Source organism: Geodermatophilus sp. SYSU D00965, from assembly GCF_054050075.1.
The window spans coordinates 70,325-91,983 of record NZ_JBJGYQ010000018.1 but is presented as its reverse complement, the minus strand read 5'-3'; the positions used below and the strand labels follow the sequence as shown (position 1 = coordinate 91,983).

Sequence of the window (21,659 nt, the reverse complement as noted above, 5' to 3'; positions counted from 1 at the left end):
CCCGGTGCGCGCGGGCCGGCCGGTGGTCAGCCGACGTCGAGGACCTCCCAGGGCTCGCCGGTCCACGGCCGCCGGCTGTGCTCCAGGTGCAGACGTCCCGGTGCGGCCTCGATGAGCTGGCCGAAGACGGTCGCGTAGACCAGCCCGTCCTGCTCGTGCCGCACCACCAGCGCGCCGGGGTCGTCGCGCGGGGGCTCCTTCGCCGTGAGCCGCCGCCAGCCGTCGGGGAACCCCGCCGCGCGGAAGTCGGGGAGGAAGCGGTCGGCCTTGCGGTCCTCCGGGCCCCCGGACGTCACCATCCACGTGCCCGCGGGGTGCTGCGCGGACGACAGCCCGGCCCCGTCGAAGTCCCAGGTGAGCAGGCGGTCCGGCGCGGCCAGCACGAGCAGGAAGCTGGCCATGCCGTCGAGCCGGACCTGCCCGAGCCAGTCCTCCTCGTGCACGGCGGCGAGCAGCGGCAGGACGCCGCGGCTGGGCGCGCCCGGGTCGGCCTGGCGCTTCTGCGGCCGGTTGAGCACCAGCGCGGTGACGCCGGTGGCGACCCGGGTGGCGCACCACGTCCCCCCGGCGGTGCGGTCCCGGCCGCCGACGACGTCCGGGGACCCCGGCCACCAGGCGCCGGGGTCGTCGAACGCGCGGCTGGTCAGCTCGTCGCGCAGGGCGAGGACCGCCACGGGCGCGCCCTCGGCCCACCGGACCACCACCGTGCACACCCCGCCGATGCTCCCAGCCGCGGGAGGACCCCACCTCTCCGGCGGTCCGGGCAGACTGGCGCTGCACGTACCCCGAGGGAGGGGGACCCGATGCGACACGGGAGCCCCGGCGACTCCGGCGACGACGCCCGCGAGGCGTCGCTGCGCCTGGAACCGGAGGACGTCCTCGAGGACGTCAGCACCGACGACGTGCTGCAGCTCGGGTACGTCCCGCAGGACCGCCCGTGGGCGGTGGACGACTGGGGGACGACGGCGTTCGAGGCCGAGCAGGGCGAGAGCCTGGACGGGCGGCTCGCCCGGGAGCTGCCCGACGCCACCGGCGACGAGGAGCCGGCCGACGACGTGGGCGACCTCCCCGGGGGCGAGGGGGAGCTCCGCGACGACGAGGTCGGTGACCAGCGGGCCGGCCGGCTGTCCGAGACCGACGCCGGCACCGGCTCGGCCCCGGACCCCGCGCCGGACCTGGAGGCCTTCGACGAGGGGATCGACGGGGGAGCGGCCTCCGCCGAGGAGGCCGCCGTGCACGTCGTCCCGGACCGGGCGGTGGAGGAGCCCGCACCGGGGCGCCGCTGAGGCCTCGGTCGCCCGCCGTCCCTCTGCTTTGGGGGTTGGGCGCGGTCAGTGCCGTTCCGCACCATTGCGGTTCCGCAGCACGGCTGTCGCGGCGCATGGGGGGTCGGCGTGCTGGAGCAGGAACGGGCGGTGCGGGCCACGCGCCGGCGCCGGCTCGCGCTGTTGGGTCCGGCGTTCGTCGCCGCGATCGCCTACGTCGACCCCGGCAACTTCGCGACCAACGTCTCCGCCGGCGCCGAGTACGGCTACCTCCTGCTGTGGGTGATCGTCCTGGCCAACGTCATGGCGATGTTCGTGCAGAGCCTGTCGGCCAAGCTCGGGCTGGCCACCGGGATGTCCCTGCCGCAGCACTGCCGGAGGCAGTACCCCCGCCCCGTCGTCCTGGGGCTGTGGGGGCAGGCCGAGTTGGTGGCGATGGCGACCGACCTGGCCGAGATCGTCGGCGGCGCGATCGCGCTGAACCTGCTCTTCGGGCTGGACCTGTTCACCGGCGGGCTGATCACCGGCGCCTGGGCCTTCCTGCTGCTCGCCGTCCAGGCGCCGGGGGACCGGCGCTTCGCCCGCCTCGTGACCGCCTACTTCGGCCTGATCGTCCTCGCCTTCCTGCTGCTCGTGCCGCGCGCGGAGATCGACGCGGGGGCGGCGGCCGGCGGGCTGGTGCCCCGCCTCGACGACGTCGGCAGCCTGGTGCTGGCCGCGGGCATCCTCGGCGCCACCGTGATGCCGCACGCCATCTACCTGCACTCGGCGCTGGTCTCCGAGACCGTCGAGGCCACGACGGTCCGGCAGCGGCTGGCGGCGCTGCGGGCGCAGCGGCTCGACGTCACCGTGGCGATGGGCCTGGCCGGGCTGGTCAACGTGGCGATGCTGCTGGTCGCGGCCGCCCTGTTCGCCGGGTCGTCGCTCGGCCGCAACACCCTCGAGGGGGCCTACGAGGGGTTCGGCATCGACAGCACGGCCGCGCTGCTGTTCGCCGTGGCGCTGCTGGCGTCGGGCTTCGCCTCGTCCAGCGTCGGCACCTACGCCGGCCAGGTGATCATGGACGGCTTCCTGCGGCGCCGGATCCCGCTGTTCCTCCGCCGGGCGCTGACCATGGCCCCCGCATTGGCGGTCCTGGCGCTCGGGGTCGACCCGACCCGGGCGCTGGTGGTGTCCCAGGTGGTGCTGTCCTTCGGGATCCCGTTCGCGCTCGTGCCGCTGCTGCTGCTGACCCGGCGCCGCGACGTCATGGGCGAGCTGGTCAACCGGCGCGGGACCACCGCGGTCGCCGTCGTCGTGACCGCGGTGATCCTCGCCCTGAACGCGGTGCTGCTGGTCCTCCTGCTCTCCTGAGGCGTGCGACGGGCGGTCACCGGGTGGGTGTCAGCCGCCCGCGGACGGCGATCCGCGCGGTCACGCCGACGTGGTCGGAGGCCCACACCGGGGGCGGGGAGGAGCGGAACGGCTGGTCGCCGGTGCGCGCCACCCCGGTCACCGTCAGGTCCCCGGAGGTGAGCACGAGGTCGATCCGGACCCCCTCGCGCCCGACCGGATCGGCGAGCAGCTCCCCCTGGCAGCACGTCGGCCCGGGGTCGCCCGGCCGCACCGCGGTCCACGCGTCGTCGAGCACCGCGGTCAGGTCGCGGTAGGTGTCCGTGGCGGAGCCGTCGGCCGGTGCGTTGAAGTCGCCGAGCGCGATCACCGGGTGGGGGCTCGCGGCGACGATCGCCAGGAGCTCGTCGCCCTGCCGCTCCTGGACCGGGCCCGATCCCGGGCCGCCGACCTCGAGGTGGGTGTTCACGATCCGCACCGACGTCCTCGGGCCGACCCGGTAGTCGATCGAGGTCCAGCCGCGGGTGTTCCTGACCGGACCGGTCAGGAAGGGCAGGCGGCGTTCGGCGGCGTAGTGGCCGTGCCTCGGGTCGCTGACCCGCGCCGCCACGTCGGCCCGCACCAGGAGCACGTCACGGTCGGTGACCCGCAGGTCGACCAGGCCGGTGCCGGGCTCGAGTCGCGGCGCCTCGACGTCGGCGTTCGTCGACGTGGCCACGGCGACGTACGGGAGGCCACGAGCGCGCAGCCGGTCCAGGAGGAGCGCCAGGTGGTCGAAGGCCACACGGGTCGCGTTCGGCGCGGGGTGCGTGCGGACGTCGCTGGGCGTCTGGTCGCGCCAGAGCGTGACCTCCTGCAGGCCGACGACCTCCGGACGGACCCGCGCGATCTCGTCGGCGAGCGCCCCGGCCCGCGTGGGGACGTCGTTGGCGAGCACGTTGGCCCAGTCCTGGCTCACCGCCGCCACGAGCTCCGGCCACGACGACACCGCGAAGGTGTCGGTCAGGCCCGTGCCGACGTAGGTGTTCTGCGTCATCACCGTGAGCTGCGGGCCCCCGGGCGCCACCGCGACCGCGGCCGGCAGGGTCGCGGCGAGCACGGCGACCACGGCGAGCAGCGACCGGTAGCGCAGCGGACGTGCCGGGACGGAGCGCGTAGCGGCGGACACGGTCGGAGAGCTCGACGCCGGATCAGTCGTCCGCGGGCCGCGGCCACCGGCTGAACTGCTCGGCCGCCGCCTCGGCGAACCCGGCGGGCTCGCCGGTCCCGGCGAGGGTGCGCGCGATCTGACGCATCTCCTCCTCCCAGCGCCAGCCCTTCCGCTCCGCGGCGTGCAGCGCGGCGGCGTGCCGGTCGGCCAGGTCCGGCTGCGAGCGGGCCCACTCGGCCACCAGCGCCTCCTCGACACCGAGGTCCCCGGCGGCGCGGCGCACGCTGACCAGCAGCGCCGCGGTGATCTTCGTCCAGGCCGCATAGGTCATCTTCAGCGCCGACGCCGCCGTGTTCCCGCCGTCGAGCACGACGGCCTCGACCGGCGTCCCCCGGAAGGCCTCGGCGACCGCGGCCGCGTGCTGCCCGGACAGGTACAGGCGCGTGGACCCGGCCCGCGCCGGGGGCGGCCCGACGATGCCACCGTCGACGTAGGTGGCGCCGCCGTCCCGGACCACCGCGGCGACCTCGCCGGCCGTGGCGGGGCTGATCGCGTTGGCGTCCACGTACACCCCGCGGAACCCGGCGACCGCCCGGGCGGTGTCGAGGGCCGCCGCCGGCGGGCAGACGGAGAGGACCACCTCCCGGTCCCCGAGGTCGGGCAGCTCCCGCAGACCCGCCTCGAGGGCGCGCCGGCGGGTGCCGGCACCCCGGTCCGCGGGCAGCCAGCCGACGTCGTGCCCGGCGCCGACCAAGGCGCGGCCCACGGCCGCGCCCATCTGTCCCGGGTGGAGGATCGCGATGCGGGTCATGCCGGCATCATCCGTCCGCGCCGCCGGACGCCCCGGGCGTGTCCGGGGGTGCCGAGCGGGGGCGGGTCGGGAATCATGGGCCTGCACACGCGTTGACAGGGGCGAGGCACCGACCACCGGACCGGGGCCGTTCGTCCGACGACGACGTCCCCCGCCGTGGTCACCACCCGACCCGCCGGCGGCTCCGGGTCCCCGTGAGAGGCCCACCGGGCTGGCGGCGTCCGTTCCCGGAGAGCCGCGAGCCGGCTGGGCGTCCGGCGGACCGGGCGCTCCGGTCGGGGCCTCGACCGCCCGTCCGGGGACGGTGCGGCATGCTGCCGCGGCGATCGCGCCCGGCGACCAGAGGAGGAGTCTGTGGCTCGACCAGGCCAGCGCCACACGGGCGCTCGCCGTAGCACCCCGCGGAACCAGCGACGGGTCCGCTCGCGCGGCGACGTCGTCTCGGTGCTCGCCCGCACCGTCCGTGAGGTCGAGGCGGCCGCCCAGCGCGGCCGTGTGACGCCTGCCGTGCGCACGAAGTTCCAGGCCGTCGCCCTGCTGCTGCGGGACGAGCGCGCCCGCGTCCTGGCCGGGACCGGCGGCAGCGACGGGCACCGCACCGAGCAGCTCAAGCGCCTGGACGGCATCGCCACCATCCTCGCCACGACCGCCGTCCGGGACGCCGGCCTGCTGGCGCTGCTCGCCGAGGACGCGGTCGTCTCCGACGCGGCCCGGTCGCTCAAGCGCGACCTGCTCGAGGCCGCCGGCATCGAGCCGGCCGCCGAGGAGGCCCCGCCGGCGGAGGCTCCGCCGGCGCCCGCTGCCCCCGAGCGCCGTGCCGTGCCCCAGTCGGTGATCTCCCGGCAGCTCGCCAACCCGTTCCTGGCGCCCGACTACTCCGCGGTGGTGCAGCGCCCCTCCCGTCCGCGCCGCCTGGCCGGCTGGGAGCTCATCGCCCCGCTGCTGAGCGCCTTCGAGCGCGCCGGCAGCGGGGACTCGGCGTGCATGGCGCTGCCCGTGCCCACCTCGCTGCGGGCGCCGAAGGGCCAGGAGCTGATGCGCCACCAGGCCGAGCTCGTCGCCGCGGCCGCGGCCGGCCACCGGACGTTCCTGCTCGCCGACGAGCCCGGTCTGGGCAAGACGGCCCAGGCGCTGCTCGCCGCGGAGGCGGCCGACGCCTATCCGCTGCTCGTCGTCGTCCCGAACGTCGTCAAGACCAACTGGGCGCGCGAGGCCGACCTCTGGACGCCGCACCGCCCGGCGACCGTCGTCCAGGGCAACGGCGACACGGTCGACGGGTTCGCCGACATCGTCGTCGTCAACTACGAGGTGCTCGACCGCCACGTGGGCTGGCTCGGCGACTTCGGCTTCCGCGGGATGGTCGTCGACGAGGCGCACTTCATCAAGAACAAGAGCAGCCAGCGCTCCCAGCACGTGCTCGAGCTCTCCGACCGCATCCGCGCCCGCACCGCGCGGCCCCTGCTGATGGCCCTCACCGGCACCCCGCTGATCAACGACATCGAGGACTTCCGCGCCATCTGGCAGTTCCTCGGCTGGATCGACGACAGCAAGCCGCTCGGGGACCTCATGGACGCGCTGGAGGAGACCGGGCTGACGCCCGCCGACCCCGGGTTCTACGCCGCCGCCCGCCGGTGCGTCATCGACCGCGGCATCGTCCGGCGCCGCAAGGTCGACGTGGCCGCCGACATCCCCGCCCGCCGCATCGCCGACCTCCCCGTCGAGCTGGACGGGCCGGCCGGCCGGTCGATCAGGGCGGCCGAGCGCGACCTCGCCCGCCGGATGGTGGCGCGCTACGAGAGCGTGCTCGCCGGCCGCCCGTCCGACGCCGTCGTCGAGGGCATCGACGCCGACCTCGTGCGCCGGGTGGCCAAGGCCGAGCTGAAGGACGCGACGACGACCACCGGCGAGAACGTCTTCAGCATGATGCGGCGCATCGGCCAGGCGAAGGCCGGTCTGGCCGCCGACTACGCGGCGCAGCTGGCCCGCAGCGCGGGCAAGGTGGTGTTCTTCGCCAAGCACGTGGACGTGATGGACGCCGCCGAGGAGGCCTTCGCCCGGCAGGGGGTGCGCTTCTCGTCGATCCGCGGCGACCAGACCCCGTCGGTGCGGCAGAGGAACATCGACGCGTTCGTGGAGGACTCCGACGTCGCCGTCGCGGTCTGCTCCCTGACCGCCGCCGGGGTGGGCCTGAACCTGCAGGTCGCCTCGAACATCGTGCTCGCCGAGCTGTCCTGGACCGACGCGGAGCAGACCCAGGCCATCGACCGCAGCCACCGCATCGGCCAGACCGAGCCGGTCACCGCGTGGCGGATCATCGCCGCGCAGACCCTCGACGCGCGGATCGCCGGGCTCATCGACAGCAAGGCCGGACTCGCCGCCCGGGCGCTGGACGGGTCGGACGAGGAGGTCGCCTCCTCGGCCGACGTGCAGCTCGAGGCGCTCGTCGCCCTGCTGACCGACGCGCTGGGGGAGGGCGCGGCCGCCGTCGCCGACTGACCGACACCGGCCACCCGCTCGCCCGGGGCCGAGGGGGCACGAGACCTCGGGCCCCGGACCGCCGGCTCTTGCCGCTGCGCCGCCGCGCAGAACGCTGGTGCCGGCGACGGCCCCGACCGGGTCCAGGGGCGTTCGTGGCCAGGTCCAGGGCGTCGGCACCGACCCAGGAGGCGCAGCCATGTCGCAGGAGATCCGCACGCCCCGACCCGTGGCCACAGACACCGAGGCCCGGGGTGGCGAGCCGCCGGCCGGGGCGGCGCCGGTCGGCAGTGTCGCGACCACGGGCAGCAGCGCCGTCGTCGGCAGCGCCGGCACCGCGCACAGCGCGGCCGTCGTCGGCAGTGCCGGCAGCGCCGCATCGGCCGGCGTCGTCGGCAGCGCGGCCACCGTGGCGAGCGCCGGCGTCGCGATGAGCTCGGGCGTCGTCGCCAGCGCCGGGGTGGTCGGCAGCGCCGGTGTCGCTCTCAGCGCCGGCGTCGTCGGCAGCGCCGGCATCCTCGCCGGCCTGGCCAACGTCGGCTGTGCCGCGTGCGTGGCCTGCATCGCCTGCGTCGACTGTGTCGGCTGCGTGGGGTGCATCGGCTGCGTCGGCCTCCGCGGCGCCGTCGGTGCCGTGGGGGTGCACCGCGGGTAGAGCTCCTGTGGAGGGTCGGCTCCTGGTCGAACGTCGCGGGACGCAGTGGTCCGGGGACCGGTACGTCCCGCACGTGGGGGCTCAGCCCTGCGGGGGCACCTCGCCGAGGCCGACCTCGTTGCCGTCGCCGTCGTGGAAGACCGCCTTGCGCGCGCCGCCGGGGTGCCCGAGACCGGTCTCCGGCACCTCACCGACGACCTCGTAGGCGAGCGCCGTGTAGAAGGCCAGCGACCGCTCGCGGTCGGCCACCCGGAGGCCGAAGTGCAAGGTCCTCATCGCTTCTCTGCGGTCGGCTGCTCGGCCCACCTGTTCCGACCGAGGTGGGCGGGAGGAGTCATCGCCGAAACCGGCTCGGGTCGTCGCGGACAGTTGTCCGCCCGGGATGGCACACTCGCCGGACCGACGACCAGGAGTGAGGTAGACCACATGACGATCCCGACCTTCGGACTGTTCGACCACATCGAGGGCATCCCGGGCACGCCCACGCACCGTCTGCTCCGCGACCGCCTCGAGCTCGTCCGGACGGCCGACCAGGCCGGGTTCGCCAGCGTGCACTTCGCCGAGCACCACGGGACCGACCTGTCCCTGGCGCCGAACCAGGACCTCGTGGTCGCGGCGGCCTCACAGGTCACCACCGACATCCGCATGGGGCCGATGGTGAAGCTGCTGCCGATGCACCACCCGGTCTCGCTGATCGAGGACATGTGCGTGGTGGACCAGCTCACCGAGGGGCGGCTGGAGTACGGGGTCGGGCGGGGTGCCGTGCCGGCCGAGCACGCCTGGCACGGCAGCAGTCACCGCGACGCCCGGGAGCGGTTCGTCGACACGCTCGGGATCATCGCCGATGCGCTCCGGACCGGTGAGATCTCCAGCGAGCACAGCCGGTACCACGACTTCCCGACGATGCCGATGTCCACCCGGCCGTTCCAGGAGCACATCCCGTTCTGGTACCCGGGCAGCCCCGAGACGGCCGGTCGGTACGGCATGAGCCTGATGTGGCCCGGCCCCATCGACCCGGAGTCGTACGAGAAGTACGTGACGAGCTGGGACGCGCACCGGGGTGAGCGCATCCGCCTGGACGGTCCCGGCTCGAAGCCGCAGGTGGCCTGCTCGATGCTGCTCGCCCTGGCCGACCGGGAGGAGGAGGCCGTCGCGATCGCCCGCCGCGGAGCCGACGGCCTGGGCCGGCGCACGGTGTCGGCCCACCGGTTCGACTCCGTGGTGATCACCGACGACGAGCGGGACGCGGTGATGGCCCCCCTGAAGGCGATCCTCGCCGGGCTGGAGATGTCGATCGGCCTGGGTGCCGGGACCCCGCAGCAGATCACCGAGCGGTTCGCCGGCTTCCTGGCGTCGGGGATGGTGGACCGGGTCGTCCTGATGCTGCCGACCGGGGACATGACCTTCGACGAGGCGCGGCGCTCGCTGGACCTGTTCGTCAGCGAGGTCAAGCCGCAGCTGGAGTCGGTCTCCGTGGCCTGACCGCGGCCACCCGGAGCGGTCCCGGTCCGCGACCGCAGGGGCCGGAGCCCGGGCCGTGCGGCGCCACCGCCGCACGGCCCGGGCACGGAGCGGTCAGACGGCGGGCTCGAGGACGAAGTCGTAGGTGACCGCCCGGGTGCCGTCGCCGGCGTCGTGCGGGTCGAGGACCAGCTCGGGCTTGGTCGCCTCGGCCACGTCGCTGTCGACCCACTCGCCGCCGGCGAAGTACAGCTGCGTGGTGATCGTGCGGTGCCCGGGCGCCCGCACCAGCAGGTGCAGGTGCGCGGGACGCCACGGGTGCCAGCCGGCGGCCTCGATCAGCTTGCCGGTGGGCCCGTCGGTGGGAATCTGGTAGGGCGCGGGCTGGACGGTGCGGATCTCGAAGCGGCCCGCGTCGTCGGTGACGACGACCCCGCGCAGGTTGCCCTCGGGCAGGTGCGGGGCGAAGCCGGAGTAGTAGCCCTGGTCGTCGGCCTGCCAGATGTCGACCTCGGCGCCGGCCAGCGGGGTGCCGTCGACGTCGCGGACCTGCCCGCTGAACACCAGCGGCGTGCCGGCCTCGTCCTCCCGCATGGGCAGGGTGGCCTGCGCCGGCAGACGCTGCTGGCCGGGCAGGTAGTAGGGGCCGAGGATGCTGCCCTTGGTGCCGGTCTGGGTGCGGGCGGCGACCTCCTCGACGACGTGCTCGACGAACACGTCGAGGAACAGCGGCCACTCGCCGCCCTCGCCGACCTCGATCAGCCAGGCCTTGGCGGCCTGGAACTCCGGATAGGTCACGTCGTGCTCGCGGATGGCGGCGTGCACGCCCTGCAGGACGGCCTCGGCCACGGTGCTGACCCGCTCCGGCGAGACCGCGGCGGAGCCCGCGTGGTACTGCGCGGTGGTCCGGAAGGACGCCGTGGCGTTGGCGCCCGAGCCGGCCGCGGTGGGGCTGACGTGCTCGACGATGGTCACGGGGTTCTCCTCAGGAGGCGGGGGGAGTGGCGGCGGCCCGCGCCGGGCCGTCGTCGGGAGGGGCGGGGGGCTCCGCGGCCCCCGTGGCCAGCGCGTCGGCCGGGGTGAACTTCTCGCGGTGGATCTGTCGGGGTGCCATGCGCCGGCGCTTGAAGGCCTTGACCCCGGCCTCGACCATCGCCGGCGGGCCGCACAGCCAGCCCGACCAGCCGCGGGCGCTCGCCACGTCGTCGACGAAGGCGTCGGTCGGGAAGCCGGCCCGGTGGCCCGCCGCGCCGTCCGCCGGCCCCTCGGACAGCACGGGCACGAACCGGAAGCCGGGGTGCCTGCTCGCCAGCTCGGCGAGGCGGTCGAGGTCGTAGAGGTCCTCGGGACGGCGGACCCCGTGGTACAGCACGACCTCGCGGTCGGGACGGCGCTGGAGGGCGGTCCGGACGATGCCGACGAACGGGGCGAGGCCGGTCCCGCCGGCGACGCAGGCCATGGGCTCGCCCGCGTCGTCGGCCTCGTCGGGCAGGCAGAAGTCCCCGAGCGGGCCGGTGAGCTCCACGCGGTCGCCCACGGCGACCGACCCGAACAGCCACCGGTCGCTGGCGGCGCCCCCCGGGACCCGGCGCACGTGCAGCTCGAGGACCTTGTCCTCCTCGGGCGTGTTCGCCAGGGAGTACTGCCGCCGCACGCCGCTGCCCGGGACGACGAGCTCGACGTACTGCCCGGCGGAGAACGCCAGCGGCTCGTCGAGACCCAGCAGCAGCCGGCGGGTGTCGCGGGCGACGTCCTCCACGTCGAGGACGGTGGCCACCAGGTCGCGCAGCGCGTGCGTGCCGCGCACGGGACCGTCGGCCGTCGGAGGGCTGACGACGGTGTCGCCGCGGGGGGTGGCCTGGCAGGCCAGCGCCAGGCCGGCCGCCCGCTCCTCGGCGGTGAGCGTGTCGGCCGGTGATCCGCGGTGGTCGACCTCACCGTCGAGGACGCGCAGCTTGCAGGTGCCGCAGGTCCCCTGGTTGCAGGAGTTGGGCATCCACACGCCGGCCCGCAGGCACGCGTCGAGCAGGGACTGGTCGGGACCGCACTCGACGCGCCGGTCGCCGACGGTGACGGCGTGGGTCTGCTCAGGGGCGGCGGTCCCAGGAGCGAGGGTCATCTCAGACCTCCCAGGTGACGTGCAGGCTCGTCGGGCCGCGGAAGCCCCAGCCCCAGAACTCCACGCCCTCGCCGGTGTCGCGCTCCATGACGGGGATGGACTCGAAGAGCTCCTCCAGGCCGATGCGCATGACGTGGTTGGCGAAGTAGATGCCGGCGCAGGCGTGGCTGCCGGCGCCGAAGGCCAGGTGCGGCAGCGGCGGGCGGTGCAGGTCGTAGACGGTCGGCGCCTCGTAGCGGTCGGTGTCGTGGTTGGCCGACCCGTAGGACAGGATCACCGGGGTCCCGGCGGGGAGGTCGACGCCGGCGACGGTGACCGGCTTCGTGGAGATGCGGGCGGTGGCCGACCAGATCGGCGACGTCCACCGCATGCCCTCGGAGATGGCCCGGGGGATCAGCGTCGGGTCGTCGACGACCTCCTCCATCTGCTCGGGCCGGCTGAACAGCCCGACCAGGGTGGAGGCCATGCCGTGGCCCGGCTCCTGCATCGCGCCGAGCAGGTAGACGTAGATCGTCGGGTAGATGTACTCGCGGTCGCGGGTCTGCCCGGGCGGCATGCCGTCGTGCAGCCAGTGCGAGATCGCGCTGTCGTCGGGCTCGACGATCCAGCGGTCGATCAGCGGGTCGACGGTCGCGCGGATCTCGGCCTTGGCGGCGTCGCCCTCGGCGAAGCCCTCCGGGTTGGCGAACTCGCCGTTCTCGTCCATCGCCGCGTTGGTGAACGACCGGTTGAGCTTGTGGAACCAGTCGCGCAGCTGGTCGGAGGAGACGTCCTGGAGGCCGAGCAGGTCGCCGAGGGCCCGCACGCTGACCGGCTCGCAGTACTGGGAGACCAGCTCCGCGCGGCCGGCGTCCTCGAACTGCTCCAGGAACCCGCGGGCGATCGGGCGCACCAGGTCGTCGATCCACCGGTCGACCTCCACCGGCTGCAGCGCCGGCTCGACCATCGAGCGGAGGTCGGCGTGGATGTCGCCGTTCACCCCGATGATCGCCGGGTGGCCGAACGTCCGGCCGCCGGCCGGGGTGATCACGGCCTCGAAGTCGGGGCTCGTCGCGACCTCCCGGCACACCTCGGCGGTGGAGGCGACGTAGGAGCCGAGGACCGGGACGAAGGCCAGCGGCGCCTCGCGGCGGAGCCGCTCGTAGGTCGGGTACGGGTTGCGCTCCAGCTCGGTCATCGTGACGTCGTCGAGCCAGGACAGGTCGCGCTGCCCCGTTGCGGCGCCGGGCTGTTCGGTGATCGTCATGAGGTCTCCTCCGGACTGCGGTCAGCTCCACGGCGGACCGTGGCTGGCCGGAAAGCTAGATCGGCCGCTGGTGAGCCACGACACACATCGCGCGACGGTGGCACCGATCGCGCGGCGGCCTTGTGATCGCCGTCTCAGGGCCCGCGGTGGCCCGGGTAACCTCGGAGCGTGTCCGGACAGCGTCGTCGCGGGCCCTCGGACTGGGGTCAGGCCTCCCGCGTGGTCGCGGAGGCGTACTTCCCGCACGAGCTGCGCCGGCTGGGCGGCGGCTCAGAGCCGCGGCTGACGCTGCGCACCCTCGACCTGGGGACGGTCCTGGTCGGGCACGTGGGGTGGGGGGCCGACGTCGCGATCGAGTGCGACTACCCCCGCGCCTACGAGGTGAACGCCCCGCTGACCGGGCACATCGAGAGCCGGGGCCGGCACGGACGGGTGACCTCGCTGCCCGGTCAGGCCACGGTGTTCCGAGCGGACACGCCGTCGCTGATCAGCCACTGGGACGCCACCTGCACGGTCGTCGGCGTCAAGTTCGACAGCGCCTTCCTCGAGCGCGAGGCCGAGCGTGTCCTCGCCGGCGACCGGGTGAGCCCCCGCGTCCCGCTCCCGGAGCAGCTGGACCTCAGCTCCGGCCAGGGGCTCGTGTGGCGACAGCTCGTGGCCGGCCTGTCGGCGCACCTGCGCGCGCCGGACCCGTTCGCGGACACGCCGGTGGTCCGCGACCAGCTCGCCGGCGCCCTGGCGGCGGGTCTGCTGCTCATCAGCTGTCCTGACGGCGGCCGGGCCGCGGTCGCGCAGCCGCGCACGGTCAAGCGGGTCGTCGACCGCCTGCACGACGACCCGGCCCGACCGTGGACCGCCGGCGAGATGGCGGCCGTGGCCGGCACCAGCGTGCGCCGGCTGCAGGAGGGGTTCCGCCAGTGGCTGGGCTGCACGCCGACCGAGTACCTGGTCGGCGTCCGACTCCAGCGGGCGCACGCGGACCTGGTGGCCGACCCCACGCGCACCGTCAGCGAGGTGGCCGCCACGTGGGGGTTCTCGAGCGCCAGCCGCCTGGCCGCCGCCTACCGCCGTCGGTACGGGCACTCGCCGGCGGAGGCCCGGCGCCGGACGTAGGCGCCGCACCCCGGGAGGGGACGCCCGTGAACACGACCCCGTCCCGCCTCGTCGGGCTGCCGCCGCACCGCTCCCGGGTCTGGGACGACGACCCCCGTCGACGAGCCGGCCGGGAGTGGGCCCAGTCGTGGCGGCCCCGGGCACGGTCCTCTGCTCGACCGCGGCCACCGAGGACCCGGCCACGGCGAGGGCGATCCTGCGAGACGCCTTCGGATCCGGCCTCGCCTGGCAGGGGCAGGTCCGACTCGGCCGCGGGACGCCGTGACCGGGCCCCCGGGAGGCGCGGACGCCCCGGACCGCGGAGAGCGGTCCGGGGCGTCCGAACAGGGGGTGCTTACCGCAGGTCGAAGCGGTCGAGCTCCATGACCTTGACCCACGCGGCGACGAAGTCCTGGACGAACTTCTCCTGTGCGTCGTCGGCCGAGTACACCTCGACGATCCCGCGCAGGATCGAGTTCGAGTTGAACACCAGGTCGGCCGCGGTGGCGGTGCGGACGACGGTGCCACCGGCGTCCCGGCCCTCGTAGACGCCCTCGGCCTCGGCCGACGTGGACCACGAGATGCCCAGGTCGAGCAGGTTCCGGAAGAAGTCCTGCGACAGGACGCCGGGCCGGTCGGTGAGCACGCCGTGCGGCACGCCGCCGGTGTTGGCACCCAGGACCCGCAGGCCGCCGACGAGCAGCGTCATCTCCTTCGGAGTCAACGAGAGCATGTAGGCCTTGTCGACCAGCAGCGTCTCCGGGGAGATCTTGCTGCCCGGGGCGATCCAGTTGCGGAAGCCGTCGGCCCGCGTCTCCAGCCAGCGGAAGTTGTCGACGTCGGTCTGCTCCTGCGAGGCGTCGGTGCGCCCCGGGTGGAACGGCACGGTGACCTGGACGCCGGCGTCCGCGGCGGCCTTCTCGACCGCGGCGCTGCCGCCGAGCACGATGAGGTCGGCCAGCGAGACCTTCTTCCCGGTCTGCTCGAACTCGGCCTTGACGCGCTCCAGCACCGGCAGCACGTCGCGGACGCCCTCGTTGGCCGCCCAGCCGATCTGCGGCTCGAGGCGGATCCGGGCGCCGTTGGCGCCACCGCGGTTGTCGGTGCTGCGGAACGACGCCGCAGCCGACCAGGCGGTGTGCACGAGCTGCGACACGGTGAGGCCCGAGGACAGCAGGCGCTGCTTGAGGTCGGCGATCTCGGCCTCACCCACGAGCTCGTGGTCGACGGCCGGGACCGGGTCCTGCCAGATCAGGTCCTCGGCCGGCACGTCCGGTCCCAGGTAGCGGACCTTCGGGCCCATGTCGCGGTGCAGCAGCTTGAACCAGGCGCGGGCGTACTGGTCGGCGAAGTACTCCGGGTCGTCGCGGAAGCGCTCGGCGTACGCGCGCAGTTCCGGGTCGACCCGCAGCGCCATGTCGGCGGTCGACATCATCGGCGGGTTCTTCTTGCCCTCGATGTGCGCGTCGGGGACCAGCTCCTGCGCCTCGGGGTTCTTCGGCTGCCACTGCTTGGCGCCCGCCGGGCTCGTGACGAGCTCCCAGTCCCAGCCGAACAGGGTCTCCCAGTAGGAGTTGTCCCACTGGGTCGGCGTCGGGGTCCAGGCGCCCTCGAGGCCGCTGGTGATGGTGTCGGCGCCCTTGCCGGTGCCCTGCGGGTTCTGCCACCCGAGGCCGTTGCCGTGCACCGGGCAGCCCTCGGGCTCGGGGCCGAGCAGGGAGGGGTCGCCGTTGCCGTGGGTCTTGCCGAACGTGTGGCCACCGGCGATCAGCGCGACGGTCTCCTCGTCGGTCATGCCCATCCGGCGGAACGTCTGCTTGATGTCGTGCCCGGAACCCATCGGGTCGGGGTTGCCCTTCGGGCCTTCGGGGTTGACGTAGATCAGGCCCATGGTGACGTTGGCCAGCGGGCCCTCGTCCAGGTTGAGCGGCTCGTCGCCCGCGTAGCGCTCGTCGCCGAGCCAGGTGTCCTCCGGACCCCAGAAGACCTCCTCGGGCTGCCAGGTGTCCTCGCGGCCGAAGGCGAAGCCGAACGTCGGCAGGCCCATGTCGTCGTGCGCCACGTTGCCGGCGAGCACGAGCAGATCGGCCCAGGAGAGCTTGCGGCCGTACTTCTGCTTGATCGGGAGCAGCAGGCGCCGTGCCTTGTCGAGGCTGGCGTTGTCCGGCCAGCTGTTGAGCGGGGCGAAGCGCTGGGCGCCCTGGCCGCCGCCACCGCGGCCGTCGGCGATGCGGTAGGTGCCGGCCGCGTGCCAGGACATGCGGATGAACAGCGGGCCGTAGTGGCCCCAGTCGGCCGGCCACCAGTCCTGGGAGGTGCGCATGAGCGTGCGCAGGTCGGCCTTGAGCTCCTCGACGTCCAGCTTGGCGAACTCGGCCTCGTAGTCGAAGTCCTCACCGAGCGGGTCGGAGTCCTTCGAGGGCTTGTTCAGCACCGACAGGTCGACCTGGTTGGGCCACCAGTCGCGGTTGGTGCGCGGCCGGCGGTCGGTCTTCGCCTCCGGCGACGGGATCGCCGGGTTCTCGCTCTCGCTGGTGCTCTCGCTCTGGATCTTGTCGACTTCGTTGGTCACGACGTGCCTCTCTGTGTGGTGCGGGGGGCGGGGGGACGGCTGGCCGCGCAGGACGGGCAGCGTCCCCAGAACACGACCTCGGCCTCGTCGATGACGAAGCCGGCGTCGGCAGACGGGGTGAGGCAGGGGGTGGCGCCGATGGCGCAGTCGACGTCGGCGATGGCGCCGCAGTCGCGGCAGACCAGGTGGTGGTGGTTGTCGCCGACCCGCGCCTCGTAGCGGGCGTCGGAGCCCTCCGGCTGGATGCGCCGAACCAGGCCGGTGTCCACGAGCGCGTGCAGCACGTCGTACACCGCCTGGTGCGACACCGCACCGAGACGGGCACGCGCCGCGCTGATCAGCGACTTGGTGTCGAGGTGCGGCTGCGCACGGACGGCCTCCAGCACCGCGAGGCGCGGTCGGGTGACCCGCAGACCCGCCGCGCGCAGTGTGCGCTCCAGGTCTGCGGTGTCGGGCACCCCGGCATCTTCACCCCCGTTCCTTGAGCTGGTCAAGAAACCGGGCCGGGATGGCGGGTCGGGTCGGCGGCCCTCGGCGTCCACGGTGTGCGCCCGGACGGCGGGCGCGCCGGGGTGGCGGGCCTGCCGCGCGATGCGGCCGGCCTCTCGACCGGCACGACGCCCCGCTCGCTCCCGTTTCCACCCGGGTGCTGGTGGTCGACGACCACCAGCGCCTTCGCCGAGATGCCGGCCATCGCCCTGCAGGCGGGCGGATGGACGTGGTGGGCACGGCGACCTCCGCCGCCCAGGCCGTCTCCCTGGCGGAGCGGACGCAGCCGGACGTGGTCGTCATGGACATCCAGATGCCGCGCGAGGACGGGCTGTCGCCGCCCGGCGGCTCCGTCAGGTCGCCCCTGGCGCCGTCATCGCCGTGGTCACCGCCCACCGGGACCCGCAGTGGGTGGTGCGCGCCACCCAGGCCGGCGCGTCGGCCCTCTTCCCGGAGGACGGCTCGCTCGCCGAGATGATCGACGTCCTCACCCGGATCCGCTCCCAGCTCGAGGCGGTCGTCGAGGCCCAGGAGCTGGGGCCCTTGTCCGCGGCCGCACGAGCGACCAGCTGCGGGCGGCTCGCCCGGGTGTCCGCACCGGGCGCCGCCGCCTTCCCGTCCGGCGCTCCGCCGCGGCAGGCCCCGAACCGGCGCCCTTCGCGGAGTGAGCAGGGGTGGGACCAGGCCGACGAGCCGACCGGGTGGATCACGGTGCAGGTCGAGGCCGGTGGCCACGTGCTGCACCTGACCGGTGAGGTGGACGCCCCGTGCTGCAGCGGTTCGCCTGTGAGCACGCGGTGGACCGGCTGCGGGTCCTCGCCGTCGTCGTGGACGGGCTGGCCCCCATCGGCTCCGCCGGGCTGACCTTCCTGGCGCGGTGGGCGCAGAGCGCCCGTGCCGAGGGCCGCGCGGCGCAGATCCGGCGTGCCACGCGCCGGTTCTCGCGGGTGCTCGAGCTCTCCGGACTCACCCCGCTGTTCGACCTGGCCGCGCCGCCGCCCCTTCGCCCCAGGTGCCGCCTGCGGGCCGGTGAGGCGCGCCCGTGGCCGCGGCCGAGGACGAGCGGCGTCAGCGCGCCACGGCGGGCTCGTTCCCTCCGCCGCGCCGGCGCTCGTCGTCACGACGGGTGACGACCTCGCCGCTGGGAGCCTCCGCGACCGGCAGATGCGACGGGACGGGGGGTGGGCGACTGTCGTCACCCCACGCGGCAGGGGAGCCTTCGCGGTGCGCTCTGGCCCGCCCCGCGGCTGGAGCGGGGCCGGGCCGCTCCGGCGCCATCGCCGGCCGCCATCGCCAGCCGGGGGTCGACAGTCAGGAGGAACTCATGCCGCGAGCGCTCGCCATCCCCCTCGTCTCCGCGTGTGCGATCACCCTCGTCGCGGGCTGCGGAGGTGCCGAGACGCAGGGCGCGGACTCCGCGGCCGGCGCCGAGGAGACCCAGGCCGGCAGCGAGGGGCTCACCGCGACGCTGGTCGACCCCGCGGGCACGGAGGTCGGGACCGTGGACGTGGCGGAGGTGGAGGGAGGCACGCGGGTGTCGGTACGGGTGTCCGGCCTTCCACCCGGCTTCCACGGGTTCCACCTGCACGCCATCGGCGTGTGCGAGCCGGACAGCGCGAACCCGTCCGACCCGTCGATGATGGGGGACTTCCTCTCGGCAGGCGGCCACATCGGTGCCGGGGAGTCCGACCACGGCGAGCACCCCGGCGACCTCCCCGCCCTGTACGTCACCGAGTCGGGCGCCGGATCACTCACGGTCGTCACCGATGCCGTGACCCTCGCCGACCTCGCCGACGACGACGGCACCGCGGCGATGGTGCACGCCCTCAGCGACAACCACGCGAACATCCCCGAGCGTTACGCGCCCGACGGGCCGGACGAGATGACCCGGAACACCGGCGACGCGGGCGGCCGCATCGCGTGCGCCCCGGTCGAGGGTTGACGTCCCTGCGGCTCTCGTGTGGCCGCGTGCTCCCGAGCTGTGTTGGAGGGGCGACTCCGCGTCGGCTCAGCGCGGGGCCACCCGGAAGACGGGCCAGCCGATCTCGGTGCGCCAGGCGCCCGGTTCGGCCGTGTCCCGGGGGCCGACCAGGTAGCTCTCCCGCACCGGCCCGGCCACGGCGAGCGCGTTGGCCACCACCCAGGTGCCGAGCTCGCCGTAGGTGACGTCGATGTCGTCGTGCTCGCCGACGTGGGTGGCGACGGCCAGCTCGACGGGCGGCAGGGTCACCGGGTGCACCCGGCCGCTCCGCGGGGGGTGCGCCGTCGGCCGGTACACGAGCACGTGCCCGTGGCCGGTCTCGAACAGCGCGTTGTCGTACAGCCCGCCGGGGGGACCGGTCGGCTCCCTCACCACGGCGTCGAGCTCGGCCATGGCGCCGGCATACCAGTCGAGGACGTGGTCGTGCTCCACGTCGTCCTCCACCCCGGCCACCGTGGTCGCCGCCACGGCACGCAGTTCGACGGCCAAGGGGGCCGGCTCGGGCCGCAGCAGCCGCCGCAGCGAGGCGACCGCCGCGCGGGTGCGGTCGAGCTCGGACTCCAGTCGCTGCAGGTGGTCGGCGACGAGGGCGCCACGGGTCCCCGGGTCGGGGGAGCGCAGGATGCGCTGGACGTCGGGCAACGGGACGTCGAGCTCGCGGAGGCGGTGGATGACCTGGGCGGTCGGGATCTGGTCCGCGGTGTAGTACCGGTAGCCGCTGGCGGGGTCCACCGCCGCGGGCTCGAGCAGGCCGGCGTCGTGGTAGCGGCGCAGGGTGCGCACGCTCAGGTGGGTCAGCCGGGAGAACTCGCCGATCGCCAGCACCGGAGCACTGTGCACCCCCCCCCCCCGGGGGGAGGGTCCAGTGCTTGACCCTCCCGGCACGGGAGGCCGCACCGTCGGGGCATGACCACACCGACCAGCACCCACCCCGGCGAACTCCCCGCCACGATCCGCGGCTTCCTCACGGCCCACGTGGCCCGCGACGTCGACACCGCCATCCGCGCCTTCACCCCCACCGCCGTGGTCGTCGACCAGGGACAGGCCTTCCGGGGGACCGACGAGATCCGCGGGTTCCTGCGGAACGCCGGAGCCGAGTTCTCGTACACGACCGAGCTCATCGGCGCGCAGCACGTCGACGACGCGCGCTGGGTGGCCACCAACCGCCTGGAGGGCGACTTCCCCGGCGGCGTCGCCGAGCTGCACTACCGCTTCACGATGGACGGCGGGCTCATCGCGGAGCTCGTCATCGCCCCCTGACGGCCGCTGACCGAGAGGGAGAGCCGATGACCAGCAGCACGCAAGAGCCCCGCACGGACGCGAAGCCCACGGTGGTGCTCGTGCACGGGGCCTTCGCCGACTCGTCGAGCTGGAACGGCGTGATCGCCCGGCTCCGGCGGGACGGCTATCCGGTGATCGGGGTGGCCAACCCGCTGCGCGCTCTGCACGGCGACGCCGATCTCCTGCGGGACGTCCTGGACGGCGTCGACGGGCCGATCGTCGTCGCCGGCCACTCCTACGGCGGCAGCGTGATGAGCGAGGCGGCCGACGGGCACCCGCGCGTGGCGGCGCTGGTGTACGTGGCCAGCTTCCTGCTCGAGGCAGGGGAGAGCACCGCCGAGCTGGCCGGGAAGTACCCCGGCAACGAGCTCGGGCCGGCGCTGCGCCCGGTACCCGTCCGCGGTCCCGGCGGGCAGACCGTCGACGACCTCTACATCGACCAGCAGCAGTTCCCGGCGGTCTTCGCCGCGGACGTGCCGACGGACGTCGCCGAGCTGATGGCCGTCACACAGCGGCCGATCACCGGCGACGCGCTGGCGGACGAGGCGAGGACGGCGGCCTGGACGACCATCCCGTCCTGGACCCTCGTCACGCTGCGGGACCTGGCCGTCCCGGCCCGGGCCCAGCGGTTCATGGCCGAGCGGGCGTCGTCGCACGTCGTCGAGGTGGACGCCTCCCACGCCGTGACCGTGTCCCGTCCCGACGTCGTCGCGCAGCTGATCGACGAGGCCGCCCGCGCGACGGCCGCCTGATCCCCAGCGGCCCGGCACCTCCCTGACGCGACGAGCGGAGCTCCGGGGAGGAGCGCCGTGCACTCCGTCCGCACCCCCCGCAGGGGCGCGGACGGAGTGACGGTCAGGAGACGGTCGCCTCCGCCGCGACCGGTTCGACGCGGTCGCCGACGCCGACCGGTCCCGGGTCCTCCACGGTGGCGTACACGCCGAAGATCACCGCGCCGTTGTCCGGGAGGTGTGCGACCGGAGTGGTGAGGTCCGTCGCCAGCTCGCCGCGGTAGCGCGCGATGGCCTTGAGGGTGCTGAAGTCGACCGCTCCGCTGTCGGGGTCCTCGTTGGTGACCACGCAGCGGGGGACCGGGCCGACCACCCGGACCGTCGCCCCGCCCAGCCGGACCCGCCGGCCCACCCAGGTGTCCTCCTCGTGCACCCCGCACCCGTCCACCTCGACGAGCATCCGGAAGCGCCGGTGGTCCAACCGCTCGCCACCGGGCGTGACGCTGCGCAGGTGCTCGATGGTGGCCGAGGAGACCAGCGTCACCGGGTGCACGTCGACCGCGTCGCCGGGGGTGTCGGCGGCGACCAGGTGGACCGGCTCGCCGACGAACTCGGTGAGGGCCGCCGACCAGGGGCCGGTCACCAGGTGACCGGCCACCTCGCGGCCGTAGAAGTCGGTGACGACCGGATCGCCGAGATCGGTCGTCGTCCCCCGTAAAGGCTCGCGACCGGGGACCTGCAGGGACAGGTGTCCCCGCTGCTGGTCGTACTGCGCGGTGAGCCGCACCAGTGGCCCGTGCTGCTTGCCGTTGACCAGCCGGTGCCGGGCATCGACGAGGTAGAACCGCCGGTTGTCCTCGACGCCGTTCCGGGTGAGCGTCAGGCCGGTCGGGTGGTGGAGGGCGGTGCCCTTGACGGGGGTCGTCGAGAAGCGCGAAACGACGGGCATGGGTCTCCATCCGGTCAGGCGTGGCAGGGTCGAGCGTAGGGAGCAGCGGC

The 21,659-nt window shown here is 74.6% G+C and carries 23 protein-coding genes; 12 read left to right on the top strand and 11 right to left on the bottom strand.

Features of this window, described 5'->3' with window-relative positions; translation table 11 throughout:
• Nucleotides 1-26: 26 nt before the first annotated feature.
• Nucleotides 27-713 (bottom strand): NRDE family protein, encoded by a 687-nt coding sequence (locus tag ACI789_RS17500; protein ID WP_457010641.1) that lies wholly within the window; start codon nucleotides 711-713, stop codon nucleotides 27-29.
• A 90-nt stretch (nucleotides 714-803) separates the two neighbouring features.
• On the opposite strand from ACI789_RS17500, the gene ACI789_RS17495 reads away from it, so the two are divergent.
• Nucleotides 804-1,286 carry a DUF5709 domain-containing protein gene (locus ACI789_RS17495; protein ID WP_457010640.1) on the top strand — a complete coding sequence of 161 codons (483 nt, stop codon included), beginning with the start codon at nucleotides 804-806 and terminating at the stop codon, nucleotides 1,284-1,286.
• 108 nt (nucleotides 1,287-1,394) lie between these two features.
• Nucleotides 1,395-2,618: an Nramp family divalent metal transporter gene (locus ACI789_RS17490; protein WP_457010639.1), complete on the top strand. Its 1,224-nt coding sequence runs from the start codon at nucleotides 1,395-1,397 to the stop codon at nucleotides 2,616-2,618.
• A 16-nt stretch (nucleotides 2,619-2,634) separates the two neighbouring features.
• On the opposite strand, the gene ACI789_RS17485 is transcribed toward ACI789_RS17490, so the two are convergent.
• A complete protein-coding gene (locus tag ACI789_RS17485; protein WP_457010638.1) occupies nucleotides 2,635-3,765 on the bottom strand; it encodes an endonuclease/exonuclease/phosphatase family protein in 1,131 nt (376 codons plus the stop codon).
• Between the two features lie 22 nt (nucleotides 3,766-3,787).
• Complete coding sequence (locus ACI789_RS17480; RefSeq protein WP_457010637.1) at nucleotides 3,788-4,558, bottom strand: DUF1932 domain-containing protein; 771 nt, start codon at nucleotides 4,556-4,558, stop codon at nucleotides 3,788-3,790.
• A gap of 444 nt (nucleotides 4,559-5,002) precedes the next feature.
• Between ACI789_RS17480 and ACI789_RS17475 the strand changes: the two genes are divergently transcribed.
• Together ACI789_RS17475 and ACI789_RS17470 are read left to right on the top strand one after the other, a co-directional pair.
• Nucleotides 5,003-7,054: a DEAD/DEAH box helicase gene (locus tag ACI789_RS17475; RefSeq protein ID WP_457010636.1), complete on the top strand. Its 2,052-nt coding sequence runs from the start codon at nucleotides 5,003-5,005 to the stop codon at nucleotides 7,052-7,054.
• A gap of 208 nt (nucleotides 7,055-7,262) precedes the next feature.
• Nucleotides 7,263-7,688 (top strand): hypothetical protein, encoded by a 426-nt coding sequence (locus tag ACI789_RS17470; RefSeq protein ID WP_457010635.1) that lies wholly within the window; start codon nucleotides 7,263-7,265, stop codon nucleotides 7,686-7,688.
• Between the two features lie 81 nt (nucleotides 7,689-7,769).
• Here the strand turns inward: ACI789_RS17470 and ACI789_RS17465 are convergent, their stop codons facing one another.
• A complete protein-coding gene (locus ACI789_RS17465; protein WP_457010634.1) occupies nucleotides 7,770-7,964 on the bottom strand; it encodes a VOC family protein in 195 nt (64 codons plus the stop codon).
• Between the two features lie 150 nt (nucleotides 7,965-8,114).
• On the opposite strand from ACI789_RS17465, the gene ACI789_RS17460 reads away from it, so the two are divergent.
• A complete protein-coding gene (locus ACI789_RS17460; protein WP_457010633.1) occupies nucleotides 8,115-9,170 on the top strand; it encodes an LLM class flavin-dependent oxidoreductase in 1,056 nt (351 codons plus the stop codon).
• 93 nt (nucleotides 9,171-9,263) lie between these two features.
• Here ACI789_RS17460 and catA read toward each other — a convergent pair whose 3' ends face one another.
• Genes catA through ACI789_RS17445 form a run of 3 tightly spaced genes read right to left on the bottom strand, consistent with a single transcriptional unit; the run spans nucleotide 9,264 to nucleotide 12,514 of the window.
• Nucleotides 9,264-10,124, bottom strand: a complete 861-nt coding sequence (catA, locus tag ACI789_RS17455; RefSeq protein ID WP_457010632.1) for a catechol 1,2-dioxygenase — start codon at nucleotides 10,122-10,124, stop codon at nucleotides 9,264-9,266.
• A 10-nt stretch (nucleotides 10,125-10,134) separates the two neighbouring features.
• Nucleotides 10,135-11,268 carry a 2Fe-2S iron-sulfur cluster-binding protein gene (locus ACI789_RS17450; protein ID WP_457010631.1) on the bottom strand — a complete coding sequence of 378 codons (1,134 nt, stop codon included), beginning with the start codon at nucleotides 11,266-11,268 and terminating at the stop codon, nucleotides 10,135-10,137.
• A 1-nt stretch (nucleotide 11,269) separates the two neighbouring features.
• Entirely contained in the window at nucleotides 11,270-12,514 is a 1,245-nt protein-coding gene (locus ACI789_RS17445; protein WP_457010630.1) for a cytochrome P450, read from the bottom strand.
• A gap of 168 nt (nucleotides 12,515-12,682) precedes the next feature.
• Between ACI789_RS17445 and ACI789_RS17440 the strand changes: the two genes are divergently transcribed.
• Complete coding sequence (locus tag ACI789_RS17440) at nucleotides 12,683-13,627, top strand: AraC family transcriptional regulator (protein ID WP_457010629.1); 945 nt, start codon at nucleotides 12,683-12,685, stop codon at nucleotides 13,625-13,627.
• A 334-nt stretch (nucleotides 13,628-13,961) separates the two neighbouring features.
• On the opposite strand, the gene katG is transcribed toward ACI789_RS17440, so the two are convergent.
• Nucleotides 13,962-16,178, bottom strand: coding sequence for a catalase/peroxidase HPI (gene katG, locus ACI789_RS17435; protein ID WP_457010628.1), 2,217 nt, complete (start codon nucleotides 16,176-16,178; stop codon nucleotides 13,962-13,964).
• A complete protein-coding gene (locus tag ACI789_RS17430; RefSeq protein ID WP_457010627.1) occupies nucleotides 16,175-16,636 on the bottom strand; it encodes a Fur family transcriptional regulator in 462 nt (153 codons plus the stop codon). The genes katG and ACI789_RS17430 overlap by 4 nt, the downstream gene beginning before the upstream one ends.
• Before the next feature lie 50 nt (nucleotides 16,637-16,686).
• On the opposite strand from ACI789_RS17430, the gene ACI789_RS17425 reads away from it, so the two are divergent.
• The 4 genes from ACI789_RS17425 (at nucleotide 16,687) to ACI789_RS17410 (ending at nucleotide 18,609) form a co-directional block, all read left to right on the top strand.
• Nucleotides 16,687-17,145, top strand: coding sequence for a response regulator transcription factor (locus tag ACI789_RS17425; protein ID WP_457010626.1), 459 nt, complete (start codon nucleotides 16,687-16,689; stop codon nucleotides 17,143-17,145).
• Nucleotides 17,049-17,531 carry a hypothetical protein gene (locus ACI789_RS17420; protein ID WP_457010665.1) on the top strand — a complete coding sequence of 161 codons (483 nt, stop codon included), beginning with the start codon at nucleotides 17,049-17,051 and terminating at the stop codon, nucleotides 17,529-17,531. The genes ACI789_RS17425 and ACI789_RS17420 overlap by 97 nt, the downstream gene beginning before the upstream one ends.
• Nucleotides 17,435-17,797 carry an STAS domain-containing protein gene (locus ACI789_RS17415; RefSeq protein WP_457010625.1) on the top strand — a complete coding sequence of 121 codons (363 nt, stop codon included), beginning with the start codon at nucleotides 17,435-17,437 and terminating at the stop codon, nucleotides 17,795-17,797. The genes ACI789_RS17420 and ACI789_RS17415 overlap by 97 nt, the downstream gene beginning before the upstream one ends.
• 194 nt (nucleotides 17,798-17,991) lie before the next feature.
• Complete coding sequence (locus ACI789_RS17410; RefSeq protein WP_457010624.1) at nucleotides 17,992-18,609, top strand: superoxide dismutase family protein; 618 nt, start codon at nucleotides 17,992-17,994, stop codon at nucleotides 18,607-18,609.
• A 66-nt stretch (nucleotides 18,610-18,675) separates the two neighbouring features.
• Here the strand turns inward: ACI789_RS17410 and ACI789_RS17405 are convergent, their stop codons facing one another.
• Nucleotides 18,676-19,473 (bottom strand): MerR family transcriptional regulator, encoded by a 798-nt coding sequence (locus ACI789_RS17405; RefSeq protein WP_457010623.1) that lies wholly within the window; start codon nucleotides 19,471-19,473, stop codon nucleotides 18,676-18,678.
• 81 nt (nucleotides 19,474-19,554) lie between these two features.
• Between ACI789_RS17405 and ACI789_RS17400 the strand changes: the two genes are divergently transcribed.
• Nucleotides 19,555-19,908, top strand: coding sequence for a nuclear transport factor 2 family protein (locus ACI789_RS17400; RefSeq protein WP_457010622.1), 354 nt, complete (start codon nucleotides 19,555-19,557; stop codon nucleotides 19,906-19,908).
• A gap of 26 nt (nucleotides 19,909-19,934) precedes the next feature.
• Complete coding sequence (locus ACI789_RS17395; RefSeq protein ID WP_457010621.1) at nucleotides 19,935-20,681, top strand: alpha/beta fold hydrolase; 747 nt, start codon at nucleotides 19,935-19,937, stop codon at nucleotides 20,679-20,681.
• 103 nt (nucleotides 20,682-20,784) lie between these two features.
• Here the strand turns inward: ACI789_RS17395 and ACI789_RS17390 are convergent, their stop codons facing one another.
• Nucleotides 20,785-21,609 carry an MOSC domain-containing protein gene (locus tag ACI789_RS17390; RefSeq protein ID WP_457010620.1) on the bottom strand — a complete coding sequence of 275 codons (825 nt, stop codon included), beginning with the start codon at nucleotides 21,607-21,609 and terminating at the stop codon, nucleotides 20,785-20,787.
• Between the last annotated feature and the right edge of the window lie 50 nt (nucleotides 21,610-21,659).

Bases quoted from the DNA above. Each gene is read 5' to 3' on its own strand.
- ACI789_RS17495 (WP_457010640.1), top strand. From the start codon at position 804: ATGCGACACGGGAGCCCCGGCGACTCCGGCGACGACGCCCGCGAGGCG.
- ACI789_RS17480 (WP_457010637.1), bottom strand. From the start codon at position 4,558: ATGACCCGCATCGCGATCCTCCACCCGGGACAGATGGGCGCGGCCGTG.
- ACI789_RS17465 (WP_457010634.1), bottom strand. From the start codon at position 7,964: ATGAGGACCTTGCACTTCGGCCTCCGGGTGGCCGACCGCGAGCGGTCG.
- ACI789_RS17460 (WP_457010633.1), top strand. From the start codon at position 8,115: ATGACGATCCCGACCTTCGGACTGTTCGACCACATCGAGGGCATCCCG.
- ACI789_RS17450 (WP_457010631.1), bottom strand. From the start codon at position 11,268: ATGACCCTCGCTCCTGGGACCGCCGCCCCTGAGCAGACCCACGCCGTC.
- ACI789_RS17445 (WP_457010630.1), bottom strand. From the start codon at position 12,514: ATGACGATCACCGAACAGCCCGGCGCCGCAACGGGGCAGCGCGACCTG.
- ACI789_RS17425 (WP_457010626.1), top strand. From the start codon at position 16,687: ATGGCGGGTCGGGTCGGCGGCCCTCGGCGTCCACGGTGTGCGCCCGGA.
- ACI789_RS17410 (WP_457010624.1), top strand. From the start codon at position 17,992: ATGCCGCGAGCGCTCGCCATCCCCCTCGTCTCCGCGTGTGCGATCACC.
- ACI789_RS17400 (WP_457010622.1), top strand. From the start codon at position 19,555: ATGACCACACCGACCAGCACCCACCCCGGCGAACTCCCCGCCACGATC.
- ACI789_RS17395 (WP_457010621.1), top strand. From the start codon at position 19,935: ATGACCAGCAGCACGCAAGAGCCCCGCACGGACGCGAAGCCCACGGTG.
- ACI789_RS17390 (WP_457010620.1), bottom strand. From the start codon at position 21,609: ATGCCCGTCGTTTCGCGCTTCTCGACGACCCCCGTCAAGGGCACCGCC.